This window comes from Thermodesulfobacteriota bacterium, assembly GCA_040754335.1.
Classification (GTDB): domain Bacteria; phylum Desulfobacterota_D; class UBA1144; order Nemesobacterales; family UBA2774; genus 2-12-FULL-53-21.
Genome location: JBFMCV010000002.1, coordinates 156,001 through 182,965 on the forward strand (window position 1 = coordinate 156,001; position 26,965 = coordinate 182,965).

21 protein-coding genes and 2 tRNA genes are annotated in these 26,965 nt (G+C 56.7%); 16 read left to right on the forward strand and 7 right to left on the reverse strand.

The window, feature by feature from the left end; all coding sequences use genetic code 11:
- Nucleotides 1-78: 78 nt before the first annotated feature.
- The 4 genes from priA (at nt 79) to AB1598_04095 (ending at nt 7,426) form a co-directional block, all read left to right on the forward strand.
- Entirely contained in the window at nt 79-2,493 is a 2,415-nt protein-coding gene (gene priA, locus AB1598_04080) for a primosomal protein N' (protein MEW6144181.1), read from the forward strand.
- A gap of 375 nt (nt 2,494-2,868) precedes the next feature.
- Nucleotides 2,869-3,180: a hypothetical protein gene (locus tag AB1598_04085; protein ID MEW6144182.1), complete on the forward strand. Its 312-nt coding sequence runs from the start codon at nt 2,869-2,871 to the stop codon at nt 3,178-3,180.
- The gene (gene glnE, locus AB1598_04090) at nt 3,173-5,965 is read left to right on the forward strand and encodes a bifunctional [glutamate--ammonia ligase]-adenylyl-L-tyrosine phosphorylase/[glutamate--ammonia-ligase] adenylyltransferase (GenBank protein ID MEW6144183.1); all 2,793 of its coding nucleotides are present in this window, start codon (nt 3,173-3,175) and stop codon (nt 5,963-5,965) included. Before AB1598_04085 ends, glnE begins: the two co-directional genes overlap by 8 nt.
- A 45-nt stretch (nt 5,966-6,010) precedes the next feature.
- Nucleotides 6,011-7,426 carry an alkaline phosphatase family protein gene (locus tag AB1598_04095; GenBank protein MEW6144184.1) on the forward strand — a complete coding sequence of 472 codons (1,416 nt, stop codon included), beginning with the start codon at nt 6,011-6,013 and terminating at the stop codon, nt 7,424-7,426.
- Nucleotides 7,427-7,456: 30 nt separating this feature from the next.
- Here AB1598_04095 and AB1598_04100 read toward each other — a convergent pair whose 3' ends face one another.
- The 3 genes from AB1598_04100 to AB1598_04110 form a co-directional block, all read right to left on the reverse strand.
- On the reverse strand, nt 7,457-9,481 hold the full coding sequence (locus AB1598_04100) for a BatA and WFA domain-containing protein (GenBank protein MEW6144185.1): 2,025 nt from the start codon (nt 9,479-9,481) through the stop codon (nt 7,457-7,459).
- An 11-nt stretch (nt 9,482-9,492) separates the two neighbouring features.
- Nucleotides 9,493-10,365, reverse strand: a complete 873-nt coding sequence (locus AB1598_04105) for a DUF58 domain-containing protein (protein ID MEW6144186.1) — start codon at nt 10,363-10,365, stop codon at nt 9,493-9,495.
- Between the two features lie 127 nt (nt 10,366-10,492).
- Nucleotides 10,493-10,984, reverse strand: a complete 492-nt coding sequence (locus AB1598_04110) for a CarD family transcriptional regulator (GenBank protein MEW6144187.1) — start codon at nt 10,982-10,984, stop codon at nt 10,493-10,495.
- A 331-nt stretch (nt 10,985-11,315) separates the two neighbouring features.
- On the opposite strand from AB1598_04110, the gene pckA reads away from it, so the two are divergent.
- Both pckA and AB1598_04120 read left to right on the forward strand, forming a co-directional pair.
- On the forward strand, nt 11,316-12,866 hold the full coding sequence (gene pckA, locus AB1598_04115) for a phosphoenolpyruvate carboxykinase (ATP) (protein ID MEW6144188.1): 1,551 nt from the start codon (nt 11,316-11,318) through the stop codon (nt 12,864-12,866).
- 975 nt (nt 12,867-13,841) lie between these two features.
- Complete coding sequence (locus AB1598_04120) at nt 13,842-14,396, forward strand: hydrolase (GenBank protein MEW6144189.1); 555 nt, start codon at nt 13,842-13,844, stop codon at nt 14,394-14,396.
- A 736-nt stretch (nt 14,397-15,132) separates the two neighbouring features.
- Here the strand turns inward: AB1598_04120 and AB1598_04125 are convergent.
- Both AB1598_04125 and AB1598_04130 read right to left on the reverse strand, forming a co-directional pair.
- Nucleotides 15,133-15,207 (reverse strand) — tRNA-Glu (locus tag AB1598_04125).
- An 11-nt stretch (nt 15,208-15,218) separates the two neighbouring features.
- Nucleotides 15,219-15,292 (reverse strand) — tRNA-Lys (locus AB1598_04130).
- Nucleotides 15,293-15,423: 131 nt separating this feature from the next.
- Here AB1598_04130 and AB1598_04135 point away from each other — a divergent pair.
- The 6 genes from AB1598_04135 to AB1598_04160 all read left to right on the forward strand — a co-directional run bounded on the left by AB1598_04135 (nt 15,424) and on the right by AB1598_04160 (nt 20,067).
- Nucleotides 15,424-16,581: an MFS transporter gene (locus AB1598_04135; GenBank protein MEW6144190.1), complete on the forward strand. Its 1,158-nt coding sequence runs from the start codon at nt 15,424-15,426 to the stop codon at nt 16,579-16,581.
- A 33-nt stretch (nt 16,582-16,614) separates the two neighbouring features.
- A complete protein-coding gene (locus tag AB1598_04140; protein ID MEW6144191.1) occupies nt 16,615-17,400 on the forward strand; it encodes a tRNA (adenine-N1)-methyltransferase in 786 nt (261 codons plus the stop codon).
- Nucleotides 17,401-17,663: 263 nt separating this feature from the next.
- Nucleotides 17,664-18,476, forward strand: a complete 813-nt coding sequence (locus tag AB1598_04145; GenBank protein MEW6144192.1) for a thermonuclease family protein — start codon at nt 17,664-17,666, stop codon at nt 18,474-18,476.
- On the forward strand, nt 18,473-19,120 hold the full coding sequence (rsmG, locus tag AB1598_04150; GenBank protein ID MEW6144193.1) for a 16S rRNA (guanine(527)-N(7))-methyltransferase RsmG: 648 nt from the start codon (nt 18,473-18,475) through the stop codon (nt 19,118-19,120). The genes AB1598_04145 and rsmG overlap by 4 nt, the downstream gene beginning before the upstream one ends.
- 115 nt (nt 19,121-19,235) lie before the next feature.
- On the forward strand, nt 19,236-19,532 hold the full coding sequence (locus AB1598_04155) for a PadR family transcriptional regulator (protein ID MEW6144194.1): 297 nt from the start codon (nt 19,236-19,238) through the stop codon (nt 19,530-19,532).
- Between the two features lie 10 nt (nt 19,533-19,542).
- Complete coding sequence (locus tag AB1598_04160) at nt 19,543-20,067, forward strand: hypothetical protein (protein MEW6144195.1); 525 nt, start codon at nt 19,543-19,545, stop codon at nt 20,065-20,067.
- 75 nt (nt 20,068-20,142) lie between these two features.
- Here the strand turns inward: AB1598_04160 and chrA are convergent, their stop codons facing one another.
- On the reverse strand, nt 20,143-21,552 hold the full coding sequence (gene chrA / locus AB1598_04165) for a chromate efflux transporter (protein ID MEW6144196.1): 1,410 nt from the start codon (nt 21,550-21,552) through the stop codon (nt 20,143-20,145).
- Between the two features lie 192 nt (nt 21,553-21,744).
- On the opposite strand from chrA, the gene AB1598_04170 reads away from it, so the two are divergent.
- The 4 genes from AB1598_04170 (at nt 21,745) to AB1598_04185 (ending at nt 25,296) form a co-directional block, all read left to right on the forward strand.
- Nucleotides 21,745-22,707: an ornithine cyclodeaminase family protein gene (locus AB1598_04170; GenBank protein ID MEW6144197.1), complete on the forward strand. Its 963-nt coding sequence runs from the start codon at nt 21,745-21,747 to the stop codon at nt 22,705-22,707.
- A gap of 63 nt (nt 22,708-22,770) precedes the next feature.
- Nucleotides 22,771-23,625, forward strand: coding sequence for an S-methyl-5'-thioadenosine phosphorylase (gene mtnP, locus AB1598_04175; GenBank protein MEW6144198.1), 855 nt, complete (start codon nt 22,771-22,773; stop codon nt 23,623-23,625).
- Nucleotides 23,625-24,527 (forward strand): PfkB family carbohydrate kinase, encoded by a 903-nt coding sequence (locus AB1598_04180; GenBank protein MEW6144199.1) that lies wholly within the window; start codon nt 23,625-23,627, stop codon nt 24,525-24,527. Before mtnP ends, AB1598_04180 begins: the two co-directional genes overlap by 1 nt.
- Before the next feature lies 1 nt (nt 24,528).
- Nucleotides 24,529-25,296 carry a tetratricopeptide repeat protein gene (locus tag AB1598_04185; GenBank protein MEW6144200.1) on the forward strand — a complete coding sequence of 256 codons (768 nt, stop codon included), beginning with the start codon at nt 24,529-24,531 and terminating at the stop codon, nt 25,294-25,296.
- 120 nt (nt 25,297-25,416) lie between these two features.
- Here the strand turns inward: AB1598_04185 and rfaE2 are convergent, their stop codons facing one another.
- Nucleotides 25,417-26,877 carry a D-glycero-beta-D-manno-heptose 1-phosphate adenylyltransferase gene (rfaE2, locus tag AB1598_04190; GenBank protein MEW6144201.1) on the reverse strand — a complete coding sequence of 487 codons (1,461 nt, stop codon included), beginning with the start codon at nt 26,875-26,877 and terminating at the stop codon, nt 25,417-25,419.
- Between the last annotated feature and the right edge of the window lie 88 nt (nt 26,878-26,965).

Genomic DNA, 26,965 nt, shown 5'->3' on the forward strand with positions numbered 1-26,965 from the left:
GTGCAGACATAATTATCCGGTATCTCCCTTGCCTCCGCTATTGCACGCGATAGGGAAAACAATTAGACTCCCGAGTAAATGAGTGATACCGTCCAGGTCGCGGTCCCCGTGCCGGGGGACGCGCTCTACACATACGGCGTCCCGGCGCATCTGAGGGAGGGTATAGCGCTCGGGAAGCGCGTCCTCGTCCCGTTCAGGAACAGGAAAACGATTGGTTTCATAGTGGGGCCGGGAGAGCCTCCGCCCGGAGTCGAGATTAAGGACGTGCTCGACATAATCGACGACGAGCCCTTATTTGACGAAAAGAGGCTCGGCTTTCTCAAGTGGGCTGCCGACTATTACATGGCGTCCCTCGGCATAGTTCTCAAGGCTGCGCACCCGGGAGGGCTCGGGGCGAGCGTGAAGCGCCTCGTTAAAATAACGGACGGAGGTACTAAGGCGCTCGACAGAGGGAGGCTCACCGGTCAGGAATCCGTCGTGCTCAAGACAGTCCTCAATGCGGGCGAGATAAGCTCGCAGAAGCTCCTATCTCTCGTCGAAAACACTTCGTCCGAGCTCCTCAATTCGCTTAAGAGAAGGGGGCTGCTCGAATTCTCCTACGAGCTCAGGTCCGACCCGAAGATAAAAACCGAGAAGATAATATCAGCCGCTCCCGGCGCAGCCCCCGGCGACCCGCTGTTAAAGAGAAAGAAAACCAAGTCGCAGATACTCGAGTTCCTGATAGAGAACGGGAGGGTCCCGCTCGACGACCTGAAGGAGGTGTTCGGCAGCGTGAGCGCGCACCTCGCGTGGCTCGGGGAAAATAAATTCATAGTAACCGAGCACGAGGAGGTATCGAGGGACCCGTTCGCAGGGATTGAGATAAAGGAGGACGTGAAGCCCGCCCTCACGATAGACCAGGAGATCGCGTGCGGGAAAATAAAGGACGCGGTAGCAAAGGGAAAGTTCGCGCCGTTCCTCCTCCACGGCGTCACGGGGAGCGGAAAGACGGAAGTATATCTCCGCGCGATAGAGGAGGTCGTAGCGAAGGGGAAGGAAGCCATACTCCTCGTGCCCGAGATATCGCTCACGCCGCTACTCGTAAAAAGGGTGAGAGCGAGGTTCGGGAATAAAGTGGCGGTAATTCACAGCGCTCTCTCTGACGGGGAGAGGTTCGACTCCTGGCGCATGGCGAGCAGAGGCGAGGTGAAGGTGATTATAGGAGCGCGCTCCGCGATATTCGCCCCGTTCCCGAACGTAGGCATCATTATAGTCGACGAGGAGCACGAGACTTCCTACAAACAGGACGAGACGCCATGCTACAACGCGAGGGACCTCGCCCTCGTGCTCGGAAGGATGACCGACTCCGCCGTGGTGCTGGGCTCGGCCACACCGTCAGCGGAATCCTACTACAACGCTTTAAAACAGAGGTTCGAATACCTCTCTCTCCCCTTGAGGGTCGAGGACAGGCCGCTTCCCTCTGTCGAGATTGCAGACATGAAATACGAGGGCGGGGCAATTTTCTCGCAGAGGCTCCGGGAGGAGATAGTCGATAACTTCTGGCACGATAGACAAACGATACTGTTCCTCAACAGGCGAGGCTACTCTACACTCATCGTGTGCCCGGCGTGCGGCGATATTGTGAAGTGCCCTAACTGCAGCGTGTCTCTGACGTATCACGCGAAGGAGGACTCTGTCAGGTGCCACATGTGCGGCCTGTCCGAAAGGCTCTCGGGCGAGTGTCTCAAATGCGGCGGATCGCTGAGGGGGCTCGGCATAGGGACTCAGAAAGTCGAGGAGGAGCTCAAGCGCATAATCCCGGAGGCGAAGGCTGCGCGCATGGACAGGGATACGGTGACGGGGAAAAAGGGCCTGCTTACGCTCTACGGGAGGCTCGAGCGCGGGGAGATAGACGTGCTCATCGGGACACAGATGGTTGCCAAGGGACACGACCTCCCGGGGGTAACGCTCGTAGGCGTCATATCCGCCGACATGGCGCTCGGCATCCCGGACTTCCGCTCGGGTGAGAGGACGTTCCAGTTAGTCACGCAGGTGGCGGGCAGGGCAGGGAGGGGGGATACGCCGGGGAAGGTGATAGTCCAGACCTACAACCCCGGGCACCCGAGCATAGCCCATGCGGTGAGGCAGGACAGCAGAGGGTTTCTGGAAGAGGAGCTTCAATTGAGAGAGGAGCTCGGCTATCCGCCATTCTCGAGGCTCGTGAACGTGAGGTTCACGGGAAAGAGCGAGCGGGAGACGGGAGAGGTAGCGGAGAGGGCGGGGGAGACCGCGCGGAAGCTTGTCACGAAGCTCAAGCCGGGGGCGGTGAATATTCTTGGCCCTTCGCCCTGCCCCGTGAGCAAAATAAGGAACAGGTACAGGTTCCAGATGCTTCTTAAATCCACGAACGCGGGATTGCTCCGCAGTTTCGCCAAAAAACTAAGAAAGCTCATGTCGAACGTCACCGGGGACGTGAGGGTCTCCGTGGACGTGGATCCGTATAATTTCAGTTGAGCTGGAAGGGTTTTTCTGCCGACCGGTCTTTCTAATTTTGTAAAACAACATCCTTCGACAAGCTCAGGATGAACGGGATTAGTTATGTTGCCGGATTAAGCAGTGGAGTTGGAAGGAATCGTAGAAGCACACAGCGTGTGTCGCGGCTGGCCTGTCCTGAATACTGAATAGATCCCGTGTCGTTGCACGGGACATGGTTCGGCACAAGCTTGTTTCAGGAAAGCCGCTCCTACAATATGGGAAGGAACTAAGTAGTATAGGACAACACGCACTGATTCTCCCCTGCCTATAAACACAGGCCCTTATTTCTGGTAAAATTTCGGTGTCGGGTCGTAGTCCGGGTTACGTCTGAGACCCGGCAAGCGAGGCGGTAACATGGCGAGAAGACAGAGGAAAGCGCAGGGCGAGGGCGGGCCGAAGGTCGACCTCAGCGACCTCGGCAAGGCCGGGGAGCATTTCATCGTGAGCGCGACAGAGATGGTCGTGGGCACGGGCTATGCGATTAAGGGCGTAAAAGAGCTCCTCGAAAAAGAAGAGGGCAGGAAGTTCGTCTGCGAGCTCCCGTTCAAGGCCGTGAGCAAGGGGTTCGAGATCGTCAGGAAGGCGGGCGAAGAGATAAAGGAGCGGAGAAAAAGCGGAGAAAAAGGGACGCGCGGAAAAAGAACCAGGAAAATAAACATTGAATAGAGCATTACCCGATCCCGATAACGCCCGCACCGCTTTAGAGCGTTTCAGAGAACTCCACAGGGACATACCGTCCGGGAAGAAAGAGATTCTCGAGACGCTCGCCTCGTGGAGCTCGTTTTTGAGAAGAGCGGTACTGCGAGACCCCGGGATACTCGACTACCTCGATTCACCGAAAACACTCAAAACGAAAAAAGAGCCCTCACTCTTTTCCGGAGAAGCGGGCGATATAATGATCTCCTCCCGCTCGCAGGCGGAGCTTCAGGCGCGCCTCACGCAGTACAAATACAGGGAGCTTGCGAGGATCGCGTACAGGGACATCTCGGGCGCGGCTCCGTTCCCCGATACGATGGAGGAGCTCTCGGACCTCGCGTGCGCAATTATCGAAGCCGTCGCCGCATATCACAGGAAAGAGCTCGGGATGGACGGAGCTGGCGGGTTCGTCGTCCTCGGTATGGGCAAGCTCGGCGGGAGGGAGCTTAACCTGAGCTCGGACGTCGATCTCATATATATTTACAGGGACAAGGGCGACCCCGACCCTTTCTTCAAGCTCGGCGAAAGGGCGACCAAGACACTCAGCGCATTGACCGAGGACGGTTTCCTTTACAGGGTGGACCTCGGATTGAGGCCCGGCGGGAACAAGAGCCACGTCTCGATCCCGTTCGAGGGCGCGCTCGAGCACTACTTCTACTGGGGGGACACGTGGGAGAGGGCGGCGATGATAAAGGCGAGGCCTGTCGCCGGTGACATGCGCCTGGGCGGCGAATTCATCCGCGAGATAGAGCCCTTCGTGTACAAGAAGTTCCTCGACTACACATCGATCGAGGACTTGAAGGACATGAAGATGAAGCTCGACAGGCTGGAGAAGAAGCGGGACGTGAAGCTCGGCAGGGGAGGCATAAGGGAGATAGAGTTCTTCATACAGGCGCTCCAGCTGGTGAACGGCGGGGCGGTGAAGGGCATAAGGGAAAGCAACACTCTCAGCAGCCTTGAGAAATTAAGAGCGAACAGGATAATCGACGAGGAAGTCCACGAGACTCTCTCTTCGTCCTATCTCTTTTTAAGGAAGGTCGAGCATTACATACAGATCGCCGACGAAAGGCAGACGCACAAGATACCGGCTTCACCCGACGAGATAGAAAAGCTCGCGAAGAGGACGGGTCTAAGCGGCAGGGACGAGTTCGAGGCCCTCTACGCCGATAAAACGTCCGCTGTATCCAAGATATTCAAGAGCCTCTTTTACGAGCCGTCGGAGAAGACCGAAGAGGTCGGAAGGGAGTTCCTCAGGGTGGCGGATTTCCTCACGGAGGGGAACATAGACGAAAATGAAGCGGTCGATAATCTTAAAAAACTCGGATTCAAAAACCCGGCGAGCGCGATCGACCTCTTCTCGAAGCTCCTCGACCCGAGGAGGGGCGCGCTTACGCGCGAGGGGCGCGTCACGACCAGGCGCGTCATACCCGCGTTCCTGGGAAGCATACTGAAGTCCCCCGACCCCGACGCAGCGCTCATAAACCTCGAGCGGTTCGTCTCTGGAATCGGATGGAGGACTTCGATCTACGCGGTGCTTCTCGAGAACCCCGACATCATGGAGCTCCTCTCGAAGCTCTTCTCCACGAGCGGGTATCTCTCGAGCTTCCTCATCAGGCACCCCGAGTACCTGGACGTCATAACATTAAGGAGCGTGAGAACGGAGTTCGCGTCGAAGGAGGACATGATAGGGGAGCTCGAATCGGCCCTCGCGGAGGAAAGCGACTATGGAGATAAGCTCGACGCGATAAGGAGGTTCAGGCACGTGGAGACGCTCAAGATCTGCCTCAGGGATCTCAACAACGAGGTGGACCCGTTCTACGTCGGCTGGTACCTCTCTCTCGTGGCCGAGGCGGTGCTCGAGGTCGGGCTCGGGCTAGCTTGGGACATGATTGCCGGCAAAGAGAAAGCGAGGGAAAGGAGAAAGGGCCCGCGCATGACCGTCCTCGGCATGGGGAAGCTGGGCGGCCGCGAGCTCAGTTATAATTCCGACCTCGACGTGATATTCATATACGACGGTAAGCCCGAGGAGCACGAGTTCTTCTCGAAGCTCGGACAGAAGGTAATCTCAATACTCTCCGTTCCTACGGGCGAGGGGCTCGCATACAAGATAGACATGGGTCTCAGGCCCTCGGGGCGCTCGGGCGCGCTCGTCACGTCATACGACGCCTTCACGAAATACCAGGAGGAGAGCGCCCAGATATGGGAGAGGCAGGCGTTACTCAGGGCGAAGCCTTCGGCGGGGGATGAAAAGCTCGGGAAGCGCGTATCCGGGTCGATAGAGGAATTAGTCTACGGAAGGCCTGTGCCGCCTGATTTCCACAGGGAGATCAAGCGCCTCCGCGCGAGGATGGAGACCGAGCTCGCGAGGGAGAGCGCTAAGAAGCTCAACATCAAGACCGGCAGGGGCGGCATAGTGGACATCGAGTTCCTCGTCCAGATGCTGCAGCTCAGGCACGGTGGGGAGTACAGGGAAGTGAGGGGACAGAACACTCTCGACGCGCTTAACGGGCTCCGGGACGCGGGGATAATAAAGGAGAAAGAGTACGAGGCGCTCTCGGACGGGCTTTACTTCTTGAAGAGGATGGAGAACCTGCTGCGCCTTCTGCACGACAGGTCGATCAACGAGCTCTACGAGAGCGATTTCGAGAAGCTATCGGCGGAGTTCGGCATGGAGCCCGGCGGAAAGGATCTCCGTGAAAAGTATATAGCCAAAACCAGTACGATCAGGAAGATATACGACAGGTATTTCAAATGACGGGCGCGGACGTGACGACCGCCTGCATGAAGGGCTGATAACGATATGAGCAGGTTCAAGAGCTGTATATTCATCATGGCGGACGGCGCGAGGGCGGACGTCTTTACGGATCTGCTTCAAAAGGGAGAGCTGCCGAACATATCGCGGTACATAGTCGAGAGAGGTTCCTACAGGATAGCGTCCTCCGTATTCCCGTCGACTACAGGACCGGCATACACGCCGTACATATTCGGGAAGTATCCCGGCAGATGCAACTTCCCCGGAATAAGGTGGTTCGACAGGTCCGTTTACCCCGATAGACGCAGGCTCTTCTCTTTCCGCCGCTTCAGGAGCTACATCGGTCTAGAGACGTATTTCATGAACAGCGACGTCTCGGCGGACAACACGAGCATTTTCGAGATATTCCCCCGGAGCGGGAACATACTGAACGAGCTTTCGCGCGGGGTGAGCTTCAAGTACGACAAGACCCGGTTCTCGAAGCTCTATTACAAGGTAAAGGGACATTTCACGGACAAGAGCGACGAGGTCGATTTGGTCGCGAGCCGGATACTGCTCCGCGAGCTCGAAGAGATGCACGATTTCATATTCGTAGTGTTCCTGGGCATAGACACGTACTCGCACATCAACCACCCGTTCCACAGGAAGGTGCTCGACTCATATGCGAGGATAGACGAGACCGTCGGGCTTGCGGCGAGGAAGCTCGAATCCGAAGGGAGGCTCGATGAGACGCTCATCGTCATCGGCAGCGACCACGGGCTCACGCAGACTCATTCCCATTTCGATTCGCTCGGGTTCATGAATCACAGAGGGTACAGGACATTCTACTACCCGAACGTCTTCAGGCATTTCACGGACGCGGACGCCGCGTGTCTCATTTCCGGGAACGCCATGGCCAACATATACGTGAAGAGCCCCCAGGGCTGGGGGAGGAAATCGACTTTTGAAGAGCTCGGCGGGCTCGCGGATAGTTTCCTCGAAAGGCCCGAGGTCGATATTGTCGCGGGGCTCGACGAGAAGGGGAGGGCGAGGATAAAGAGCGCGAGAGGCGAGGCGGCGGGCTGGATCGACGGGGGGGGATTCATAAACTACGAAAGGATATCGGGCGACCCGTTCGGGTATAACGGCATGCCGGGGAAAATGAGCGCGGAAGAGGCGCTCGACCTGAGCTTCGATACGCGCTACCCTGACGCGCTTCTCCAGATAATGCAGCTCCTCGAAGCCCCGCGCACGGGCGACCTCGTCCTGAGCGCCAACCCGGGCTTCGACCTCCGGGCTAAGCACGAGAACCCGGAGCACCGCTCCTCGCACGGAGCGCTCTTCAGGGAGCACATGCTCGTACCGGTGGCGATGAGCGCGGAAATCAAAAAAGAGCGGCTCCGTACGGTCGATCTATATCCCACTATTCTGAGCCTGATGGGAAAGCCTCTGCCCGACGTCATCGACGGCGCGGACCTGAGCTGACGGTAAGAAGGTGCGGGTTCCGGAAGCCTGTCATGAAAACAGCGCCCTCGCTACCGCTTCCGATATGAAGAGCATCACCGCGCCCCAGAGGAAGTAGCGCCATATATCCCTGTATACCTTCACGAGACCGGGCGTATCTTCAACGGCCGGCTTTTCGGGAGCTATCTCCAGCTTCGCGAGGTTAGACTCTCTCGGGTCTACGTTCACCGCGAACTTGTACGAATCCTTTCCCGATTCCCTCACTGCGTATATGCCGGGCTCGTACGCGCTTTCAAAAACCGCGCGAGCCGTATCGATTGCGTATCTCTTCCCCGAGGGGCTTACGACTTCGGCGTTCCCGGCACCGGCCTCAAGGTCGAGCGGCACAGCGCCGCCCGCGGTGAAGTTCCTCCTGCCTTCGCCTGCGGAGCCGGGTATATCGAGGAAACCCTTCACGACAGGGAGGAACACCGTGGTGATGGAGAAATTGTTCCAGCTCGGGTCGGCGGTGGAGGTGACGAGGAAGACGCTCCCTTTGCCGCGGGATTTCTTCACCATGAACGGGTCGCCGCCTTCGAGCCCGAGGATGACTTCCGCTTCCGGGGAGGGTACGGTCTTTATATACTTTCTTATAGCGACCTGGCCGAGCCTCTCTCCGACGTCCCTGGGAAAGACGGTCTCAACGCCGGGGGCTATCTTAGTCTCTCTCTCCTCGTCCGCTACAAGCTCTCCGGGGAGGAGGTCTTTCAGGAGCGCGTTGTATGAGGACGCCCTGACGCGCTCGCCCAGGAATATCACTGCCGTGCCGCCCCGGGAAACGAACTCCCCGAGCTCTTTCGCGCTCGCCTCCGATATGTCCCCGACGTTTGCGAGGAATACGAGGTCGTACCCCGAGAGCTTTTCGCCGAGGAAGGAGTCGTTGTCCTTGACCGTAATCCGGGCTCCCGAAATTTCCGAGATCGTCTCGGCCGCCCTCGCGAGGTAATAGGTCTCGGATAACCTCGCGTCCTCCCTCGGGTCTCCGTCCACGATAAGCACGTTGAAGTCGTCCCCGCCGGAAAGCACGAAGTACCTCGTGTCGTCTACCGTGAGCTTGTCATGGGGTATACGGGCCGAGCCTTCCCGGAACGCGTTCTTTTTATTGCCGAACGGCGCGTCCCGGGCATCGCCCGGGGACCTGTCCTGAGCTTTGTCGAAGGATTCGTCCCCGGAAATATATTCCCCCGGAATCGTGAACTCGTTCGTTACCGTCCCCCCGGGCGGTATGTCAAGGTATGCGCTCAGCTCTTCCCCCGCGGCGCTCAATGTCGCGAGGAGAGACTCCTCGGGCCTGTCCGAAAAATTGGAGACCGAGACCCCTATCGTTACGGAGTCCTTGCCGTATCCCGTTTCTGCGCCGGTCACGGCGCGGTTCGAAGGCGCTTCCCCTGAAACGTCTATAATCCTGAGCCAGTCTCTATCGATTTTTTCGTTCTGCCATCCGTTCTTCTGGAGGTCCGTTATGAATACGACCTCCTTGCTCCCGCCGGGCGCGCTTTCGAGTGCGGACCAGGCCTCGGCGAGCCTCTTTTCGTTATCCGCGAACGTGCTTGATAACTTTACGGCTCCCAGTCCCTCGCGCAGAGATTGTTTGTCTCCCGAAGGCGCGAGCCTCCCTTCTCCTCCGGCTACGAGCGGGGCGACTACGGCGAAGCTCCCGTCGGGGAGAGTTTCTATCAGCTCAGAGGCTATCTGCCTTGCGCGCCCGAAGTTGTCCCCGTACCCCATGCTGAAGGAGTTGTCCACTATGACCGCGAGCGCTTGGGGTTCGACGCTTCCGGCGGGGGCGAATGAGAAGAGCGCGGGCTTCGCGAATACGAGGACGAGCAGCACGATTACGCACGCTCTCAGGAGCAGCAGCAAAAGGTCTTTCAGCCTCGACCTCGCCGACGCATCGCCCTGCGAGGCTATGAGGAACCTGACCGCGGGGAATTTTTTTACGGCGCCCGACTTCCTCGATATGAGGTGCGCGATCACGGGCAGGGCGACTGCCGCGATGCCTATCAGAAACAGCGGGTTAAGGAAGGAAAAATTCAATGCCTCTCTCTCTATTTATCGGCGATCTCTATAAGGGCTTCCTCGACGGGCCTTGAGGTCGGCGAGAGCACGTATCTCGACTCGTACTCGTGGCAGAGGAGTTTCAGCCTCTCCGTGAACTCTTTTATCCTCTTCCTGTAACCTTCCCTCACGCCGTCCGTATCCACTATGACCCTTTCTTCCGACTCCATGTCGAGGAATTCGAGCGGGCCCCGGAACGGGAACTCGGTCTCGTCCTCGTGGAGCACGTGGAATATGACCGTTTCTTTCTTCGCCGCCTTAAGGAGCTGGAGCGATTTCTCGATCTCGCCCTCGTCGGTGAGGAGGTCGGATATGATGACGAAAGACGCGTCCTGCCTGAACGTCTCGAGCGCCTTGAGAAGCGGCCCGGCAAGCGCAGTGGTTCCTGAAGGGGCGAGGGATTCGAGCTTTGCGAGTATGGGAGTAATGTACGAGTTCCCCGCCCTGGGAGGTATGACCGATAGTCCGCCGCCCGAGAACGCCCCCGCACCGACGGCATCCCCTTGTCTCAGAAGCAGGTATGCGAGCGTCGCCGCCAGGCTCTCCGAGTACCGGAGCTTCTGGGAGCCGCCCTCGCCGTAGCCCATGGATGCGCTGCTGTCGACGAGTATGCACCAGGCGAGGTTGACCTCGTCCTCGAACTTCTTGACGTAGAGCCTGTCGTGCCGCCCGTAGAGCCGCCAGTCCACCTGCCGGAGCTCGTCACCCCGGTTGTATTCCTTGTATTCGAGGAAGTCGGGGCTTATGCCCTTGTAGAGGCTTTTATGAATGCCGGCCTTCCGGCCCCTCACGCGGGACGGGCTCCTGAAATAAAAGCGCCTGAGACGCGAAGCCGTCTCTATGTCCAGTATGCCGTTCGCCATGATTCTATATGTAACAGGATTGAATGGAAAAGTATAACCGAGTGGCGTTGGAGATTCACTAAATAAGGAGTAGGAGCTTTCACCGCTGAGGGCGGGGTTATGGAGTCATGCCGGGGGGTATGCGGGCTCAGAGCAGGAGCTTCTCTATTTCCTTCGTCACGGATTCTTCCCCGAGGTTCTTCGCTATGGATATTTCCTTGACGAGCAGCGTGCGGGCCGAGTCCATTATCCGTTTCTCGCCGAAAGAGAGGTCCTTCTCCCTCTGGAGGTGGTTGATGTCCCTGAGCACGACGGCTACCTCGAATATGTCGCCGCTCTTGAGCTTGTCCGAGTATTCGCGGTACCTTTTGTTCCAGCTCTGGCCGCCGTTCTGGTTGTTTGAGTTCCTGATCCTGGTCTTGAGTATGTCGTAAATCTTGGCTATTTGCCTTTTGGTTATCACGGGCCTCAGGCCCACGGTCTCGGCGTTATCGGTCGGAACCATCACCGTGACGTCGCTGTCGACGACCTGGAGGATGTAAAAATTCCTTTTAGTTCCGCAGATTTCCTTCGATTCTACCGACTTGATCTGCACAACGCCGTGAGCCGGGTAGACAGCCTTGTTCCCTACTTTAAACATATATATATAAGTGACCCCTTTCGTGTGATTGGCGGCGCTGCTCATTAAAATCTATCACAATTTGCGCCCCGGGTCAAATGAGCGGCCCCAGGATGAAGAAGGGTCGAAAACGGATCGGCCGGTACGGGGACGCCGATTCTGCCGAAATGACCCGCCGAAATGCTGTTCCGATGCCCCGCCTGTGCCGGGCAGCTCCTCCCGGAGTGATAGAAGTGTCCGTGATTCATTAAATTATTAATGCGGGAGCTTCTTGAAATACAATCCTGGTTGATATACATTCTTACTTTCGCGCCGGCTCGTCACGAGCGGAAATCGAGGGAGGGGTCTTTCTGTGCAGATAACCGATAAAGAGCTACTCGACCGGCACGGTATAAGGAACCCCGGGAAAATCTACTACAATGCGCCCGTATCCCTCCTCTACGAGGAGGCGGTGAGGAGAGGCGAAGGGGAGATCGCGGAGGGCGGGACTATCGTAGTGTATACCGCTCCACACACCGGGCGCTCGCCCCAGGACAGGTTCATAGTGAAAGAGCGGACCTCGGAGGAAGAGATACTCTGGGGCCCTGTAAACAAGCCCATAGCCCCCGCCCATTTCGATTCGCTCTACAATAGGGTGACAGCGCACCTCGAAGGGAAGGACCTGTTCGTAAGGGACCTCTACGTATGCGCACATCCGGAATACAGGATGCGCGTCCGCGTGATAAACGAGTTCGCGTGGCATAACATCTTCGTCAACAACCTCTTCATCAGACCCGAACGGGAGGACCTCCCCCACGAGTCTGTGGAGTTCACCGTGATAGCGGCGCCGGGGGCGGAAGCCGACCCTGACGCCGACGGCACGAGGACGGGGACGTTCATCGTGCTTAACTTCGCCAGGCGCGTGGCAATTGTAGGCGGCACGCGCTACGCGGGCGAGATGAAGAAGTCCGTATTCACCGTGCTCAATTTCCTCCTCCCGAGGGAAGGGGTGTTCCCGATGCACTGCTCGGCGAACGTGGGGAGGGACGGGGACGTGGCCCTCTTCTTCGGGCTCTCTGGCACGGGCAAGACGACGCTCTCGGCTGACCCCGTGCGCGCGCTCATCGGTGACGACGAGCACGGCTGGTTCGACCGCGGGGTATTCAACTTCGAGGGGGGCTGCTACGCTAAAGTGATAAAGCTCAACCCCGAGACGGAGCCCGAGATATACGGCGCCTCGCTCAGGTTCGGCACTGTGCTCGAGAACGTGGAGGTCGACCCTGTCTCGCGCGGGATAAATTTCGACAGCGAGAGGTTCACCGAGAACACGAGGAGCGCATACCAGATAGACGCCCTTAAAAACATCGTACCCTCGGGTATTGGCGGGATACCAAAGAATGTATTCATGCTCACCTATGACGCCTTCGGGGTGCTCCCTCCGCTGTCGAGGCTCACGAACGAGCAGGCGCTCTATTACTTCACGCTCGGGTATACGGCGAAAGTGGCGGGGACGGAGAGGGGCGTGACCGAGCCCCAGGCGACGTTCAGCTCCTGCTTCGGCGCGCCTTTCCTGCCGAGGCCGCCTCTATTTTACGCGGGGATGCTGAAGAAGAAGCTCGAAGAGAGCGGCGCCTCGGTGTGGCTCCTCAACACGGGGATAACGGGTGGCCCCTACGGCGTCGGGAAGAGGATGCCGCTTCCCCAGACGAGGGCTCTCGTGAATGCCGCCGTGAGCGGGGCGCTCGACAAGGTGCCGTTTAAGGAAGTGCCGGTCTTCAGTCTCATGGTCCCTTCATCCTGCCCGGGTGTGGACGAGAAGCTGCTCGAGCCCCGCAGGAGCTGGGCCGACCCCGCCGCGTACGATGCGAAGGCGGAAGAGCTCAAGCGCAGGTTCGAGCAGGAGTTCGCGAAGCATAAGGGGTGAAAAAATCTTAAAGGATGAGAGGGTAATAGGAAGAATCCGCCAATCCTATACCTCTCCGAATTCTCCCTGAAGTGACATTGTGACAGATGTGCAGGGTATATACTCGGCACGACTGTCACAATGTCACAAACTAGAACCACGATCCGCCATCCGACAGATGCGACAACCCTATACCCCTGCGCGTTTGTCGCATTGTCGCATGATGAAAAATCCCCTCTACTTCCTTTTCTATAGAGGATATATAGAAGAATCAAAAAACATATTATATAGAAATCAGAACTATTGCCGTATCCGGAAAAAATGATTGATGAACTAGACAAACGAGCTATTACGGTAAGGTCCCGCCAAGAGTCCGATCCATTCTCTTCGTAATGCCTCCCTCTCCGAAGTCTCACTGAAGTGACATTGTGACAGATGTGCAGGGTATATACTCGGCACGACTGTCACAATGTCACAAACTAGGACCACTCCCCGCCACCCCGCCGCCAAAGTGGGGTATATAGGGTTGGCGGTGGCGGCGGACTCGAAAATTGGTCATGCTACTTACCCTGAATTGTAGGAGCGCCATCCTGGCGCGACAAGAAAACGCTACATGAAATCTGATCGCGGCTGGAAGCCGCTCCTACAGATTTGATTATCAGTGAGCTAGGCTTGCTTCCTCACCCCGCCGCCAAATGGGGGTATATAGGGTTGGCGGTGGCGGCGGACGGACAATGTCCGCTGATAAACGATTCTTGCATTGTGTATCGCGGCTGGAAGCCGCTCCTACGGTATGGTGACACCCCCATCCTTACCTTCCCCCCTCAAGGGGGAAGGAATTATATAAACGAATGGCGAGATAGCCGCGCGGAGCCTGTCCTGAGCGTAGTCGCTCGTCTCGGCGTAGGCCGAGCCGTAGCCGGGAAGGGCTCGCCATGACAAACAAAAAATAGTAAGATGGTTGTAATCACCCCCACACAACCAAGGAGATAGACCATGGATTTTCTGAAGAAGGAAGATACGACGCTCGTCGTAGTCGATATGCAGGAGAAGCTGATGTCGGCGATGCCTGAGACAGAGAGCAGGCTCGCCGTCAAGAACGTGAAGATACTCCTCGAAGCCGCCGGGATACTGGGCATTCCCGTGCACATAACTGAGCAGTACCCCAAGGGGCTCGGGCCTACGATAGGTGAAATAAAGGAATCGGCTGGCGAGGGGTTCCACCCTATCGAAAAGGTGGTCTTCAGCTGCGCTAGGTCGCCCGAGTTCATGGACGCGCTCAAGGAAATCGGAAGGGGCTCTGTCCTCCTCTGCGGGGTGGAGACGCACGTGTGCGTGCTCCAGACGGCTATAGACCTCGTGAACGACGGCTACCGCGTCTACGTGCCCGCTGACGCGGTCGTGTCGAGAAAGGAGCTCGACTGGGAGAAGGGGATCGGGCTCATGGAAAAGGCGGGCGCTACGGTCGGGACCACAGAGACTTTTCTTTTTCAGCTCCTCGAACGCGCGGGTACGGACGAGTTCAGGCAGATATCGAAGCTGGTGAGGTAGAGAGTCATCTTTTCTTTAGTCCTTTCATTCCCTCCTTAGAAAAAGGAGGACAATTCCGAGCAAGCGAGGAATTGGTTGGTGCTGATACATGGCAAAGAAATGCCTTAATCGGAGCAACGCAGGTAGTAAACTCAAATTAGGGAGGATTTTTCTTTTACTCTTTTATTTTTAAATCCCCCTGAATATGGCTTAACCAATGCGTCACTCCGATAAAAATATTTCTTCGGCTTTAACCATATCCGACCGATTCCTCTTATTTTGACTTGTGTAACTATAGTGCGAAGGGAAATTTTGATTCTGCAATCGGCAATCTGCGACCATCTTCTCCTATTCGTCGAAGTTGTTATCGGAATCGTTCCCCCTTTGCTAAAGGGGGAAAATAAATAGCGAGCAAGGAATTGGACGCCCTTGAGAAACGGCAACACGGTCACTGTGCTTCGGGATATGTGTTCATACTTCGACAGGCTCAGGACGAACGGGTTTGGCTATGATTGTTCGACTTAGCAAGAAAGTCGCGGATGAATCGATTATGAGCACACATTGTGTGGCGGAGAGCCTCCGCGGGCAAACGATCGTAATGTGAGTGCGGAGTATCACCCCATATTTGAGGAGTTGGAAGGAACCGTATATGAGCACACATTGTGTGCGCGTCCCCGAGGGAACGAATTCGAACGAGTGAGAATTCGGACACCGTCGGCGGATTGCAACTATGTCACTTTACTCCGGGAATAAGTTGCGTCCCCGAGGGGATTCGAACCCCTGTTACCGGCGTGAAAGGCCGATGTCCTGGGCCAGGCTAGACGACGGGGACGTAATAGGACGTGAGCCGTACAGGATTCGAACCTGTGACCCACTGCTTAAAAGGCAGTTGCTCTACCAAGCTGAGCTAACGGCTCTGATTTGAAGCGCTAAACTATATCACGACATTATACATTGTCAAAGATAGAGTGTAGCATATCATCCCTCGATCCTTTAATATTTACAAGTCAAATCTAAGCGGTTTCGCGGGCGATTTCAAGAAGCTCATATGATATCGGGGTTTACCAGGCCAGAATCGAGGAATTTCGCTTTAGCGACGGCGTCAAATTTCTTCTTTTACTGCAACTTTTCGTCCTTTTTCCTCCTTCCGCTGTACATAAAGAGCCTTGGCGGCGACGACGCGCACGTAGGCTACATTATGGGGTCTTTCGGGATAACGTCCCTGGGCGCGATCCCCTTCGTCACTTTCCTCGTCGATAAATACGGCAGGCGGCGGTTCATGCTGCTGGGCTACGCGCTCATGTTCCTGGCCTCGCTTTCGTACCTGTTCGTCGATGATCTCTCGCCGCTCATATACGCGCTCCGCCTCGTACAGGGTTTCTCGTTCGCGTTCTCGTTCACGGCTGCGGGCACGTTCGTCGCCGATTACGTGCCTCCGTCCAAGAGGGCCCAGGGACTCGGCATATTCAGCGCCTTCACCATAGCCGCCTATGCGATAGGCCCCTCACTAGGGGAGTTCGTGATAGAACTGGCCGGGTTCCACGACTTCTTCTTATATTCGTCGTACTTCAGCCTTATATCGTTCATCCTGGCTGTATTCATGAATGACGGGAGCTTCACTCCGTCCCGGGACCCTTACGGGTTCGGCTTCTTCCGCCTGATATCGTCGCGCAAGTATGCGCTCGTGCTGCTCTCGAACCTCGTGCTCGCCGGAGGGCTCGGCGCGGTGCTCAATTTCATCGCCACCTTTTTCAGATCGAAAGACCTCCAGGCGTATTATTTCTTCCTCACTTATACGATCACCGTGACTGCGATAAGGATATTCGGGGGCAGGCTTTCGGACACGTGGGGGAGGAAGGCTGTCGCTTCCCCGGCCCTGTTCATAGTCTCCGTATCACTTGCGTCGATGTACTTCGCGGACTCTGCCCTGACGGCCGTGCTGATATCATTCATGTTCAGCTTCGGCTACGGCTCTCTCTACCCCACGCTGAGCGCGCTCATGATAGACAAGGCCGGCGAGGACGAGAGGGGGAAGGCCATAGGCGCGTTTAACGCGACATACAGCCTCGGCATAAATTTCCTCGCGTTCCCGTTCGGTGTGATCGCTAGGGACTACGGGTACGAAGCCATGTATGCTGCCGCCGGATGCCTCGTATTCGCGGGGTTCATCCTCTACACGTTCTTCGAGAGGGAGAAAGTTTCTTGAAAATGCGGGCGTTTTAAATTAGTCTCTCGTGGCATGATGATAAAGCGCGGAGACTACGTACTATTACTTTCCCCGGACGAAAAAACCTACCTCGTGACCGTGGACGAGGGCAAGCGCATGGGCACTCATCTCGGCGAGATACTGCTCGAAAATGCGATAGGGACGGAGTACGGGAGCGTCATACAAACCAACCTCCTCCACCCGTTCATAATGCTCGAGCCTACTCTCGAGGACCGGATAATGAAGGTGAAGAGGCTCACGCAGATCGTGTATCCCAAGGACTCTGCGCTCATCGTCATGAAGACGGGCCTCGGGGCCGGCATGAGGGTCGTGGAGTGCGGGTCGGGGTCGGGCGCGCTCACCATAGCGCTCGCAAACGCCGTCGCGCCGACCGGCAGGGTCTACACGTACGACAGGAGCGAGAGGTTTCTCGAGAACGCCAGGAAGAACGTCGAGAACGCCGGTTTCTCCGAATTCGTCGAATTCAAGCTGAGGGAGGTGTGGGAGGGATTCGACGAGGAGGGGGTCGACGCCGTCATGCTCGACCTGCCCTCGCCCTGGGACGGGATTCCCGCCGCGTACCGGGCGTTAAGGGGCGGGGGGAGGATAGCGAGCATCTCTCCCACATACAACCAGGTGGAAAGGTGCGTCGAGTTCCTTGAGAGAGAAGGTTTCGTATTCATGGAGACGGTCGAAGTACTCGTCAGGAACATACGCGTAAGCACCGGGAAGACGAGGCCCATGGACAGGATGGTGAGCCACACCGGTTTCCTCACGTTCGGAAGGAAGGCGTTGAAGGAGCGCGGGACGGGGGTCTGAATGTATATTGTCATCGCGAGACCGTTTTGTGGTCGTGGCGATCTCTATTTTCGTCATTCTGAACTTGTTTCAGCATCTCGCATTTTCCTTTCAATTCCCTCCTTTTGTAAAGGAGGGCTAGGGTGGATTTGATGTTTTATCGTTCCGAGTTCTTCGGCGGGCGCGGGAGAATTTCACAGGACAAACTCGGCTTTCACTTTTCCTTTTCCGACGGGAAAGACAGCAAATATAATCAAACGTTGTACATATAGGAGAACCGACGCTTGAAGCTCGGAAAAGACCCGGTCATCGTGCTCGTCTTCATCGCGCTCGCGGCCGCATATTATCTCTACACAACTTATTACGCGGAGAATGAGGGAAGCCGGGAGACCTTCCTCGTCTCGGACGTTATCGACGGGGATACCATAGCGATCGGCGACGGGAGGGGGACTCTCGTGAGATACATCGGCATAGACACTCCGGAGATAGCCCGGCAGGATTCCCCCGGCGATCCATACTCCGGAGAGGCGCTTGAATTTAACAGGAAGCTGGTCGAGGGAAAGAGCGTCACGCTCGAATACGACAATGAGAGATACGACGTCTACGGGAGGCTCCTCGCTTACGTTTTCTCAAACGGCGTGCTCGTGAACGAGGAATTACTCCGTAGCGGGCTCGCGACTCCCTTATTCATCGAGCCGAACGTGAAATACAGGGAGCGTTTCGAGAGGGCCGCGGAAGAGGCGAAGAAAGAAAAAAAGGGAATGTGGGGGGGTCTCGATACCATAGAGGTGCCGGAAGGGAACGGCGGGTTCGTGATAGAAATAGAAAGCGCACCGCGCTACGAAGGGAAGCGCGTAGTGGTGAGGGGGGAGATAACGCGTACGCGAAAATCGGACAGCGCGGTAGTCCTCTCGATCGACGGTAAGCTGGACGTGGTGATATTCCCGGACGACCTCGGCAACTTCGAGTTCTTCGGCATAGACCCCGCTTCGTATTACAAAGGCATGGAAGTAGAGGTCACGGGCAGGATAAAGATGCACAAGGGCACTCCGGGCATTATCGTCAACCACCCGATGCTCATAAGGAGGACGGGATGAAGCCCGAGGAGATTTTATACGAAGGCGCATCACTTCTGGACGTCGAGCTCTCACCCGTCATGGTCGGGCTCTTCATGCGCTATATGTCCGAGCTCAAATTATGGAACAGGAAGATAAACCTAACGAGCCTGAGAAACGACAGGGACATAGTGATCGGCCACTTCCTCGATTCGATATCGGCGGTGCGTTTCGTGCCCGGGAGCGGGCGTCTCATCGACATTGGCTCTGGCGCAGGGTTCCCCGGAATCCCCCTAAAAATTGTCCGCCCCTCGCTCGAAGTCACGCTCCTCGACTCCGCGCATAAGAAGGTGATGTTCATGCGCGAGGTGATACGCTCGCTCGGTCTCGAAGGTGCGAAAGCTGTCTGGGGCAGGGCCGAGGACGAGGGTAACGGGATCGCGAGAGGGAGCTTCGATAGAGTGATTACGAGGGCGGTGGGACCGATACCCGAGATACTTCGCCTTAGCGAGTCTTACCTCGCCCACGGAGGGAGAATAATCCTCATGAGGGGACAGAGGGGAAGGGAGGAGTGGGAGTCAGCAGGGGCCAAAGTGATGGAGGGTTTCCGGCTCGCGGAGCGGAGCGAATTCACACTCCCGTTCGGAGGACAGTCGAGGGTGATATTAGCCGTCGAGAGGGTATGATTACCGCAATTCACTGAAATAAACGAGTTGACTCAGAGCATATCGTAATTTACAATCTCATTATATCGGAACACGATAACGATATACGATAACAAGGCGGCCTCAATCAGACGCAGTGATCAGAAGCTTCTTTCTGGGTTTTATAAAGATCCACATACTTCATCACGCCAATGAAGAAAAGGTCTACGGCCTCTGGCTTATAGAGGAGCTCAGGAGGCACGGTTACGACATCAGTCCGGGGACCCTCTACCCGATACTCCATTCGCTTGAGAAGGAGAAACTCCTCGAATCACGGAAGGAAACGATAGGCGGCAAGGTCAGAAAGTACTATAAAATAACGCGGGCAGGCAGGCGGGCGCTCAAATTGGCGAAGGGCAAGATCAGAGAGCTGGTCGATGAAGTGATGGAATAGGAGGCGAATTATGGCGGCGATCAATACGAAAGCTGTTTTATCGGTTATGACTCTCATTGCGTTTATATTCACGGGATGTAGAGCGTATCAGGCTGACCAGATAGAGATGCAATCGCAGATCGACGGATTAAAGGAGCAGGTACGGAAAATGGAAGAGGGCTACAAACCCGGGTTCGGCGAGCTGATGGGCACCATTCAAACACACCATGCGAAGCTCTGGTATGCGGGAACTAACGAGAACTGGAAGCTGGCCGAATTCGAGATCCACGAGATAGAGGAAACGATCGAGAAGGTCTCGGAGCTGCACGGGGACCGTTATAAGGCAAATGAGCTCATCCCGGCGCTCGTAGTGCCTTTCCTCGAGAGTACGAGGAAAGCCTCTCAAAATAAGGACGTGTCCGCATTCCAGCAAAGCTATACTCAGCTGACTACAGGCTGCAACAATTGTCACGTCGATACCGGCTTCGAATTCATAGTGATTCAAGCTCCGGTCGGGCCCGCTTTCCCGAACCAGCGGTTCAGTATAAAGAATTGAGACCCCGGTGCGGAGAAAATTATTATAGCTTCCGTATAGCACGGACCCCTGAAAGCCGGCTGTCACAGAACCGAATCAACTCCTTATTATCAGCTGGTATATGATCCCCGCCGCGGCGCTGACCGCGAGCGTCCTAAGCATCCCGAATTTGAAACGGAAGAGGAGCAGGAAGGCTCCGACCGCTATCAGCGTCGAAACGATATTGATAGTTTTCAAATCGGGGACGAGAAGCCTTATCCCGGAGATATTTATCTCGTCGACGCTGCCGAAGAGCGTGTGCAGGGAAAACCACACCGCGAGGTTGAAAATGACTCCCACTACGGCGGCCGTGATCGCCGAGAGCGCGCAGCTTAGCGATTTCCTTCCCCTGAGATATTCGATGTAGGGAGCGCCGAGGAAAATCCACAGGAAACACGGGACGAACGTAACCCAGGTGGTCAGTACGGAGCCGAGCACGCCGGCGAGCAAGGGGTCGAGTCCGCCCGGGTTCCGGTATGCGCCCATGAACCCCACGAACTGCAGCACCATGATCAAGGGGCCGGGAGTCGTCTCGGCCATCCCGAGTCCGTCGAGCATCTCGCCCGGCTTCAGCCATCCGTACGTGTTTACAGCTTCCTGGGCTATGTAAGCGAGCACGGCGTATGCGCCGCCGAAGGTCACGACCGCGGCCTTGCTGAAGAAGACGCCCTCTTTCACGAAGACGCTCTCCATGCCGAGAAAAATTATCAGGGCCGCGACAGGACCGAGCCACAGGGGCAGCCATACGGCGATTACTTTCAAAGCGCGCGAGAGCGAGGGTTGCGTATGACCCGCGACTCCGTCAGTGATGACGAAACCGTCCTCATCTCCCGTTTGTCCCCCGCTCTGAGAGCCGTGCCCCCTGATGACGTAAAATACATCTTCACGGATCTTCCCTCCTATGAATCCTGTCAGACCCGCGCCGAGTACGATCAGGGGGAAGGGCACGTTGAAGAAAAATATGGCGGCGAAGGCCAGTCCCGCGAGGGCGACCATAACGTTATTCCTGAGCGCGCGTTTTCCTATGCGTATCACGGCCTCGACAACCACGGCCATCACCGCGGGCTTGAGTCCGAAGAAGAGCGCTTCGACGAAAGTCGTGTCCTGAAATTCGGCGTAGAGGATGCTCAATGCCATGATGGAGATAAATCCGGGAAGGACGAAGAGTGTCCCGGCCGTCAGGCCGCCGCGGGTCTTGTGTAGGAGCCATCCGATGTAGGTTGCGAGCTGCTGGGCTTCGGGGCCCGGAAGCAGCATGCAGTAGTTGAGCGCGTGGAGGAACCTGCTTTCGCTTATCCACCTCTTTTCCTCGACGAGTATGCGGTGCATCACTGCGATCTGACCGGCCGGCCCGCCGAAGCTATGGACGGCTACCCTGACCCAGACGCGCAGCGCTTCTCCGAATGTGACGGAGTGAGTTGATGTATCGGGTTCGTGATTTTTCGAATGGCTGGGGTTCGGGCTCATGGCGCGTGTTCGTCGAATTCAATACCGTACAATCTAATTCGATCTTACACAATAATTGTAAATTAAGCATGAACTCCGCCCATTCTCCATAACTCCCCAGCCTTCCTTTAAAATCAGACTCTTAAATGTTAAAATCCTACCCAGGAGAGGCGGCCTGTTTCGCGCGGGACAGGTTCTTTAACGGAGGGCAGGATGGTTTTATTCCTTGGAGAGGAGGACATAAGGCAGATCCTCACCATGTCCGACGCCATCAAGGTGCTTGAGGAAACGTTCAGGCAGCAGGGGCTCGGAAACATTATAAATCAGCCGAGGCAGAGGGTAAGGACCGACGTGAGCATGCTCCATTACCTGGCGGGGGCGCTACCCCATCTGGGCGTCATGGGCTACAAGGCCTATACCTCCTCGAAGGCGGGCATCAAGTTCAGGGTGTTCCTGCACGATATGGAGACTGGGGAGCTGCTGTCCATAATGGACGGGAACTACATGGGCATGATGAGGACGGGGGCGGTGTCGGGCGTGGCTACGAAGTACATGGCCAGGGACGACGTGAGCCGCGCCTGCATATACGGGGCGGGATGGCAGGCGAGGGGGCAGCTCCTCGCTGTGTGCGCCGTAAGGAATGTGAAGAGGATAAGCGTGTACAGCAGGAACGCCGGACAGAGGGAGGCGTTCTCTAAAGAAATGGAGAAGCAGCTCCGGATACCGGTCGCGCCTGTCGCGTCGGCTGAAGAAGCCGCAAGGGACGCCGACTGCGTAATCACCGCGACGTCGTCGTTCGAGCCTGTGTTCAGGGGGGAATGGCTCGCGAAGGGGACGCACATAAACGCGATAGGCGGGAATTTCCTCTTCAAGAGAGAGCTCGACGAGAGGGCGGTCAGGGCGGCGGATATAATAGTGGTCGAGTCGCTCGAGCAGACGAAGATAGAGGCGGGAGAGTTCCTGCCGCTCATTGAAAAAGGGACGCTAAGGTGGTCCCGCGTCGCCGAGCTCGGCGACGTGGTCGCGGGGAAGGCGAAGGGGAGGACGAGGGACGAGGACGTCACCCTCTTCAAGTCGCTCGGCATAGCGGTCGAGGACATGGCGGTAGCCGCGCACGTGTACAAGGTCGCGAAAGGTGCGGGAATGGGCGTGAAGCTCGATATGCCTTCTAATTGAGCGTGGGCTCACCGCACAGTCCGTACGGATTCATACTGGCAAATAACATATACAGAGGCGAAAATGAAAACAGTCGGAATTATCGGGGGGAGCGGGCTATACGCTCTCGAGGGCGTCACCGAGGTCGAGACCGTGAAGGTGGACACGCCCTGGGGCAAGCCTTCCGACGACCCCGCCGTGGGCGAGCTCGGCGACACCAGGCTCGTATTCCTGCCCCGGCACGGCAAGGGGCACAAGCTCATGCCGTCCGAGATAAACTACCGCGCGAACATATATGCGATGAAGATGCTCGGGGCGGAATGGATAATATCGGTGAGCGCGGTCGGGAGCATGAGGGAGGAGATTGCGCCCGGACACATAGTCATACCCTCACAGTTCTACGACCACACGAAGACGAGGGCGTCCACGTTCTTCGGGGAGGGCATAGCGGCCCACGTATCCATGGCCGACCCGGTGTGCCCGCTTCTCTCCCGCGCGCTCTACGATGCCGCGCTTTCGGCAGGCGCCACGGTGCACAAGGACGCTACGTATATCTGCATGGAAGGGCCGCAGTTCTCGTCCCGCGCCGAGAGCAACATATACAGGAAGTGGGGCGTCGACGTGATAGGCATGACCAATATGCCCGAGGCGAAGCTTGCGCGCGAAGCCGAGATTTGCTATTCTACACTTGCACTATCGACGGACTATGACTGCTGGCACGAGCACCACGGCGACGTTACGGTGGACGACGTGATAGAGACGCTCATGAACAACGTAGCTCTCGCCAGGAAGGTTATCGTAAAAGCCCTGCCAGAGATAAGCGAGGCGAGGAACTGCCCCTGCCCGAGGTCGTTAGAGAACGCCATAATCACTTCACGCGATTCAATCACACCCGAGGTTAAAGAGAGACTCGGACTACTCATAAAGAGGTACGTATAATGAAGCTTCTTGTCGTCGGATCAATCGCTCTCGATACCGTGGAGACCCCTTTCGGAAGAGAGGAAAATATACTTGGAGGGTCGGCGTCTTATTTCTCACTCGCGGCGAGCATGTTCACGGACGTCTGCGCCGTCGCGGTAGTAGGAAAGGATTTTCCGGAGGAGCATCTGGACCTCTTCAGGTCGAAGGGGATAGAGCTTAACGGAGTCAAGAGGGAAGAAGGCCGGACGTTCAGGTGGGAAGGGAAATACGGATACGACCTCGGGGACCCGGAGACCCTCGGCACGCACCTGAACGTGTTCGAGAACTTCAAGCCTGTGCTTCCGGAGGAGTACAGGAACATAGAATACATATTCCTCGCCAACATCGACCCCGAGCTCCAGCTGAGCGTACTCGAGCAGATAAGAAGCCCCAAGCTCGTCGCGTGCGACACCATGAACTACTGGATCGAGAACAAGCCCGAGGCGCTCAAGGAAGTGATAAAACGCGTGGACATACTGATGCTGAACGATTCCGAGACGAGGATACTCGCGAAAGAGCCCAGGATCACTCACGCCGCGAGGACGGTCCTCGATCTCGGCCCCAAGGTGCTCATCGTGAAGAGGGGAGAGTACGGAGCGCTGATGTTCTCCAAGGAGGGCATCTTCTGGGCGCCGAGCTACCCGCTCGAGGAAGTGATCGACCCTACAGGGGCGGGGGATTCGTTCGCGGGCGGGTTCATGGGGTTCATAGCCGGACAGAATATCGCCGACCACGTGGGGTACAAGACCGCGGTCGTTTTCGGGAGCGTCATAGCCTCGTTTACCGTCGAGAATTTCAGCGTGAGGAGACTGGCTCAGCTGAAGAGGACCGACGTCGACAAGAGGTTCACCGCGTTCCTTCAGTTATCGAGGCTCGATTGAGATGAAATACGCCCTGCTGACGACGTTCATAGTTTCCGCGATGCTCCTCTCCTGCGGGGGAGGAAAGAAGAAAGCGGACGTCGAAGTCGACGAGACCAAGACGTTCGAGAACCAGAAGGCGCTCGCGGCGGCCTCCTCATGGAGGGGGAATTTCCCCCAGGCCTTGAAGGAGATAGAGGCTGCCGAGAAGATAAACGACAAGGACCCGGACGTGTATGTGATAAAAGGCGCCATATACATGGGGCTCAAGGAATATCCCAAGGCCGAGCAGAATTACAGGAAGGCGCTCAGCCTGAGCCCCGACTATACGCCGGCGCACTTCAACCTCTGCGGACTCTACCTCATACAAAAGAATTACGACCAGGTCATCTCGGAATGCGGGCTCGTCGTCGCGGACCCGACCTACAAGGCGAGGGCGAACGCTTACACCAACATAGGCATAGCTTATTTCAACAAGGGCGATATGGCCAAGGCGAGGGAGAATTACGAGCAGGCATTGAAGCTCAACCCCTCGTTCGTCTACGCGCACAACGAAATGGGGAAGCTCTATATGTCCACCGGAAGATACGGCGAAGCGGCAACGGAATTCAAACAGGCCGTGGACGGTTATCCCACTTATGACGAGGCTTACTACAACCTCGGTCTCGCTTACCTCAAGCTCAACGACAACGTGAACGCGTGCGAGGCGTTCAGGAAAGTAGTGGCGATCTCGCCTAACTCCGAATTCGGAGTCAATTCCAACCGTTATATCAATACGGTCTGCAACTGAGGGTGAGGGTGCACCTAAAACAACAGAATCAGTCATCCTGAACCCTGAAAAGATCCTGAAATAAATCCTGAACTTGTTTCAGGAAAGCCGCTCCTACAGCATTACAGTGGGAAAGGGATTTCACTTATTGTTCTTTATCTTCTCCGCAAGCGACGAGGTGGACATGCCTTCGATAAGGGGGATTATCGCTACCCGCCCCCCAAGGCTCTCGACGAAATCCCCGCCTATTATATCTTCCCGCCTGTAGTCGCCGCCCTTTACCAGAACGTCGGGCTTTAACTCTTTTATGAGCTCGAGAGGCGTGTCTTCCCCGAATACGCAGATGTAGTCGACGCAGTCGAGAGCCGCGAGCAGGAGCGCGCGGTCTTCCTCGCCTATGTACGGCCTGCCCGGTCCTTTGAGCTTCCTCACCGATCTGTCGCTGTTTATGGCCACTACGAGCGCGTCCCCGAGCTTCCTCGCCTCTCTCAACAGCCTCAGGTGTCCCGTATGGAAGAGGTCGAAGCACCCGTTCGTGAAGACGACCTTCCTCCCCTTCGCTCTCAGGCCCGCGAGAGTCTTCGCCAGAGCGCCGCGCGTGCGGATCTTGCCCTTTTCCTTCTGCTCCTCCCGAGCGAAATAGGCTTCGAGGTCGGCCTTCGTCACGCTCGCAGTCCCTATGCGGCTCACCACTATGCCCGCTGCCGCGTTCGCGATCTTCACCGACTCCCCGAGCAGGGAGGAGGCGATGTACGAGAGGGTGAAGACGCTCGCGGCCGTATCCCCTGCGCCTGTGACGTCGAACACCTCGACGGGGTGTGAAGGCACAGTTCCCGACTCCCCGTGTCTGGAGAAATAACTTATGCCGTCCGCGCCGCGCGTAATGAGGACGAAACCGGCTTCGGTCTGCTTCATTATAATCTCAGCCGCTTTCCCGAGCGTCAGCTCATCCGTGATTTTTATCCCCGAGGCGGTCTCGGCTTCTCTAAGGTTAGGCGTGATCGCATCCGCTCCCCGGTACTTCTGGTAATTCTTCCCCTTCGGGTCGACCGTTACGAATATTCGGGATTTTTTCGCGAGCTCTATCACGCGGGAGACGAGTGTATCCGTCAGGACGCCCTTGGAGTAGTCGGAGATTATTATTCCCCTGGGCTTGAATTCTCTCACGGCGCGCTCTATGGATTTCATGAGCGCCTTATCGACGCTTCCGTGCGGGTGCGCGTCGACCTCCTTGTCCATGCGCGCTATCTGCTGGTTCCCGGCTATGAGCCTCGTCTTGGATGTCGTCGGCTTGGCCCGGTCGCGGACTATTCCGCCCGTGCCTATGTCGTGCTCCCTGAGGAAATGAACGATCTCGTCGCCCTCCCGGTCTTTCCCCAGACTGCCTGCGAGCTCGACCTTCGCGCCTAATGTTCTCAGATTGACCGCGACGTTCCCCGCGCCTCCCGGTGCGCACGCTTCTTCCGTCACCCTGAGCACCGGAACGGGCGCTTCCGGGGAGATCCTCTCGACCGTGCCCCTCACATGCCTGTCGAGCATGATGTCCCCGACGACGAGCACCTTCTGCCTGCCGAAACGCTTGAGTATCTCTGCGATGCGCATGTTATCCGGTTCCTTCGGTTATATTTATTTGCCCTAAATCATTCCTATTATAATGAAGTTCCAAATTGCTGTAAAATTATGAAGGTTT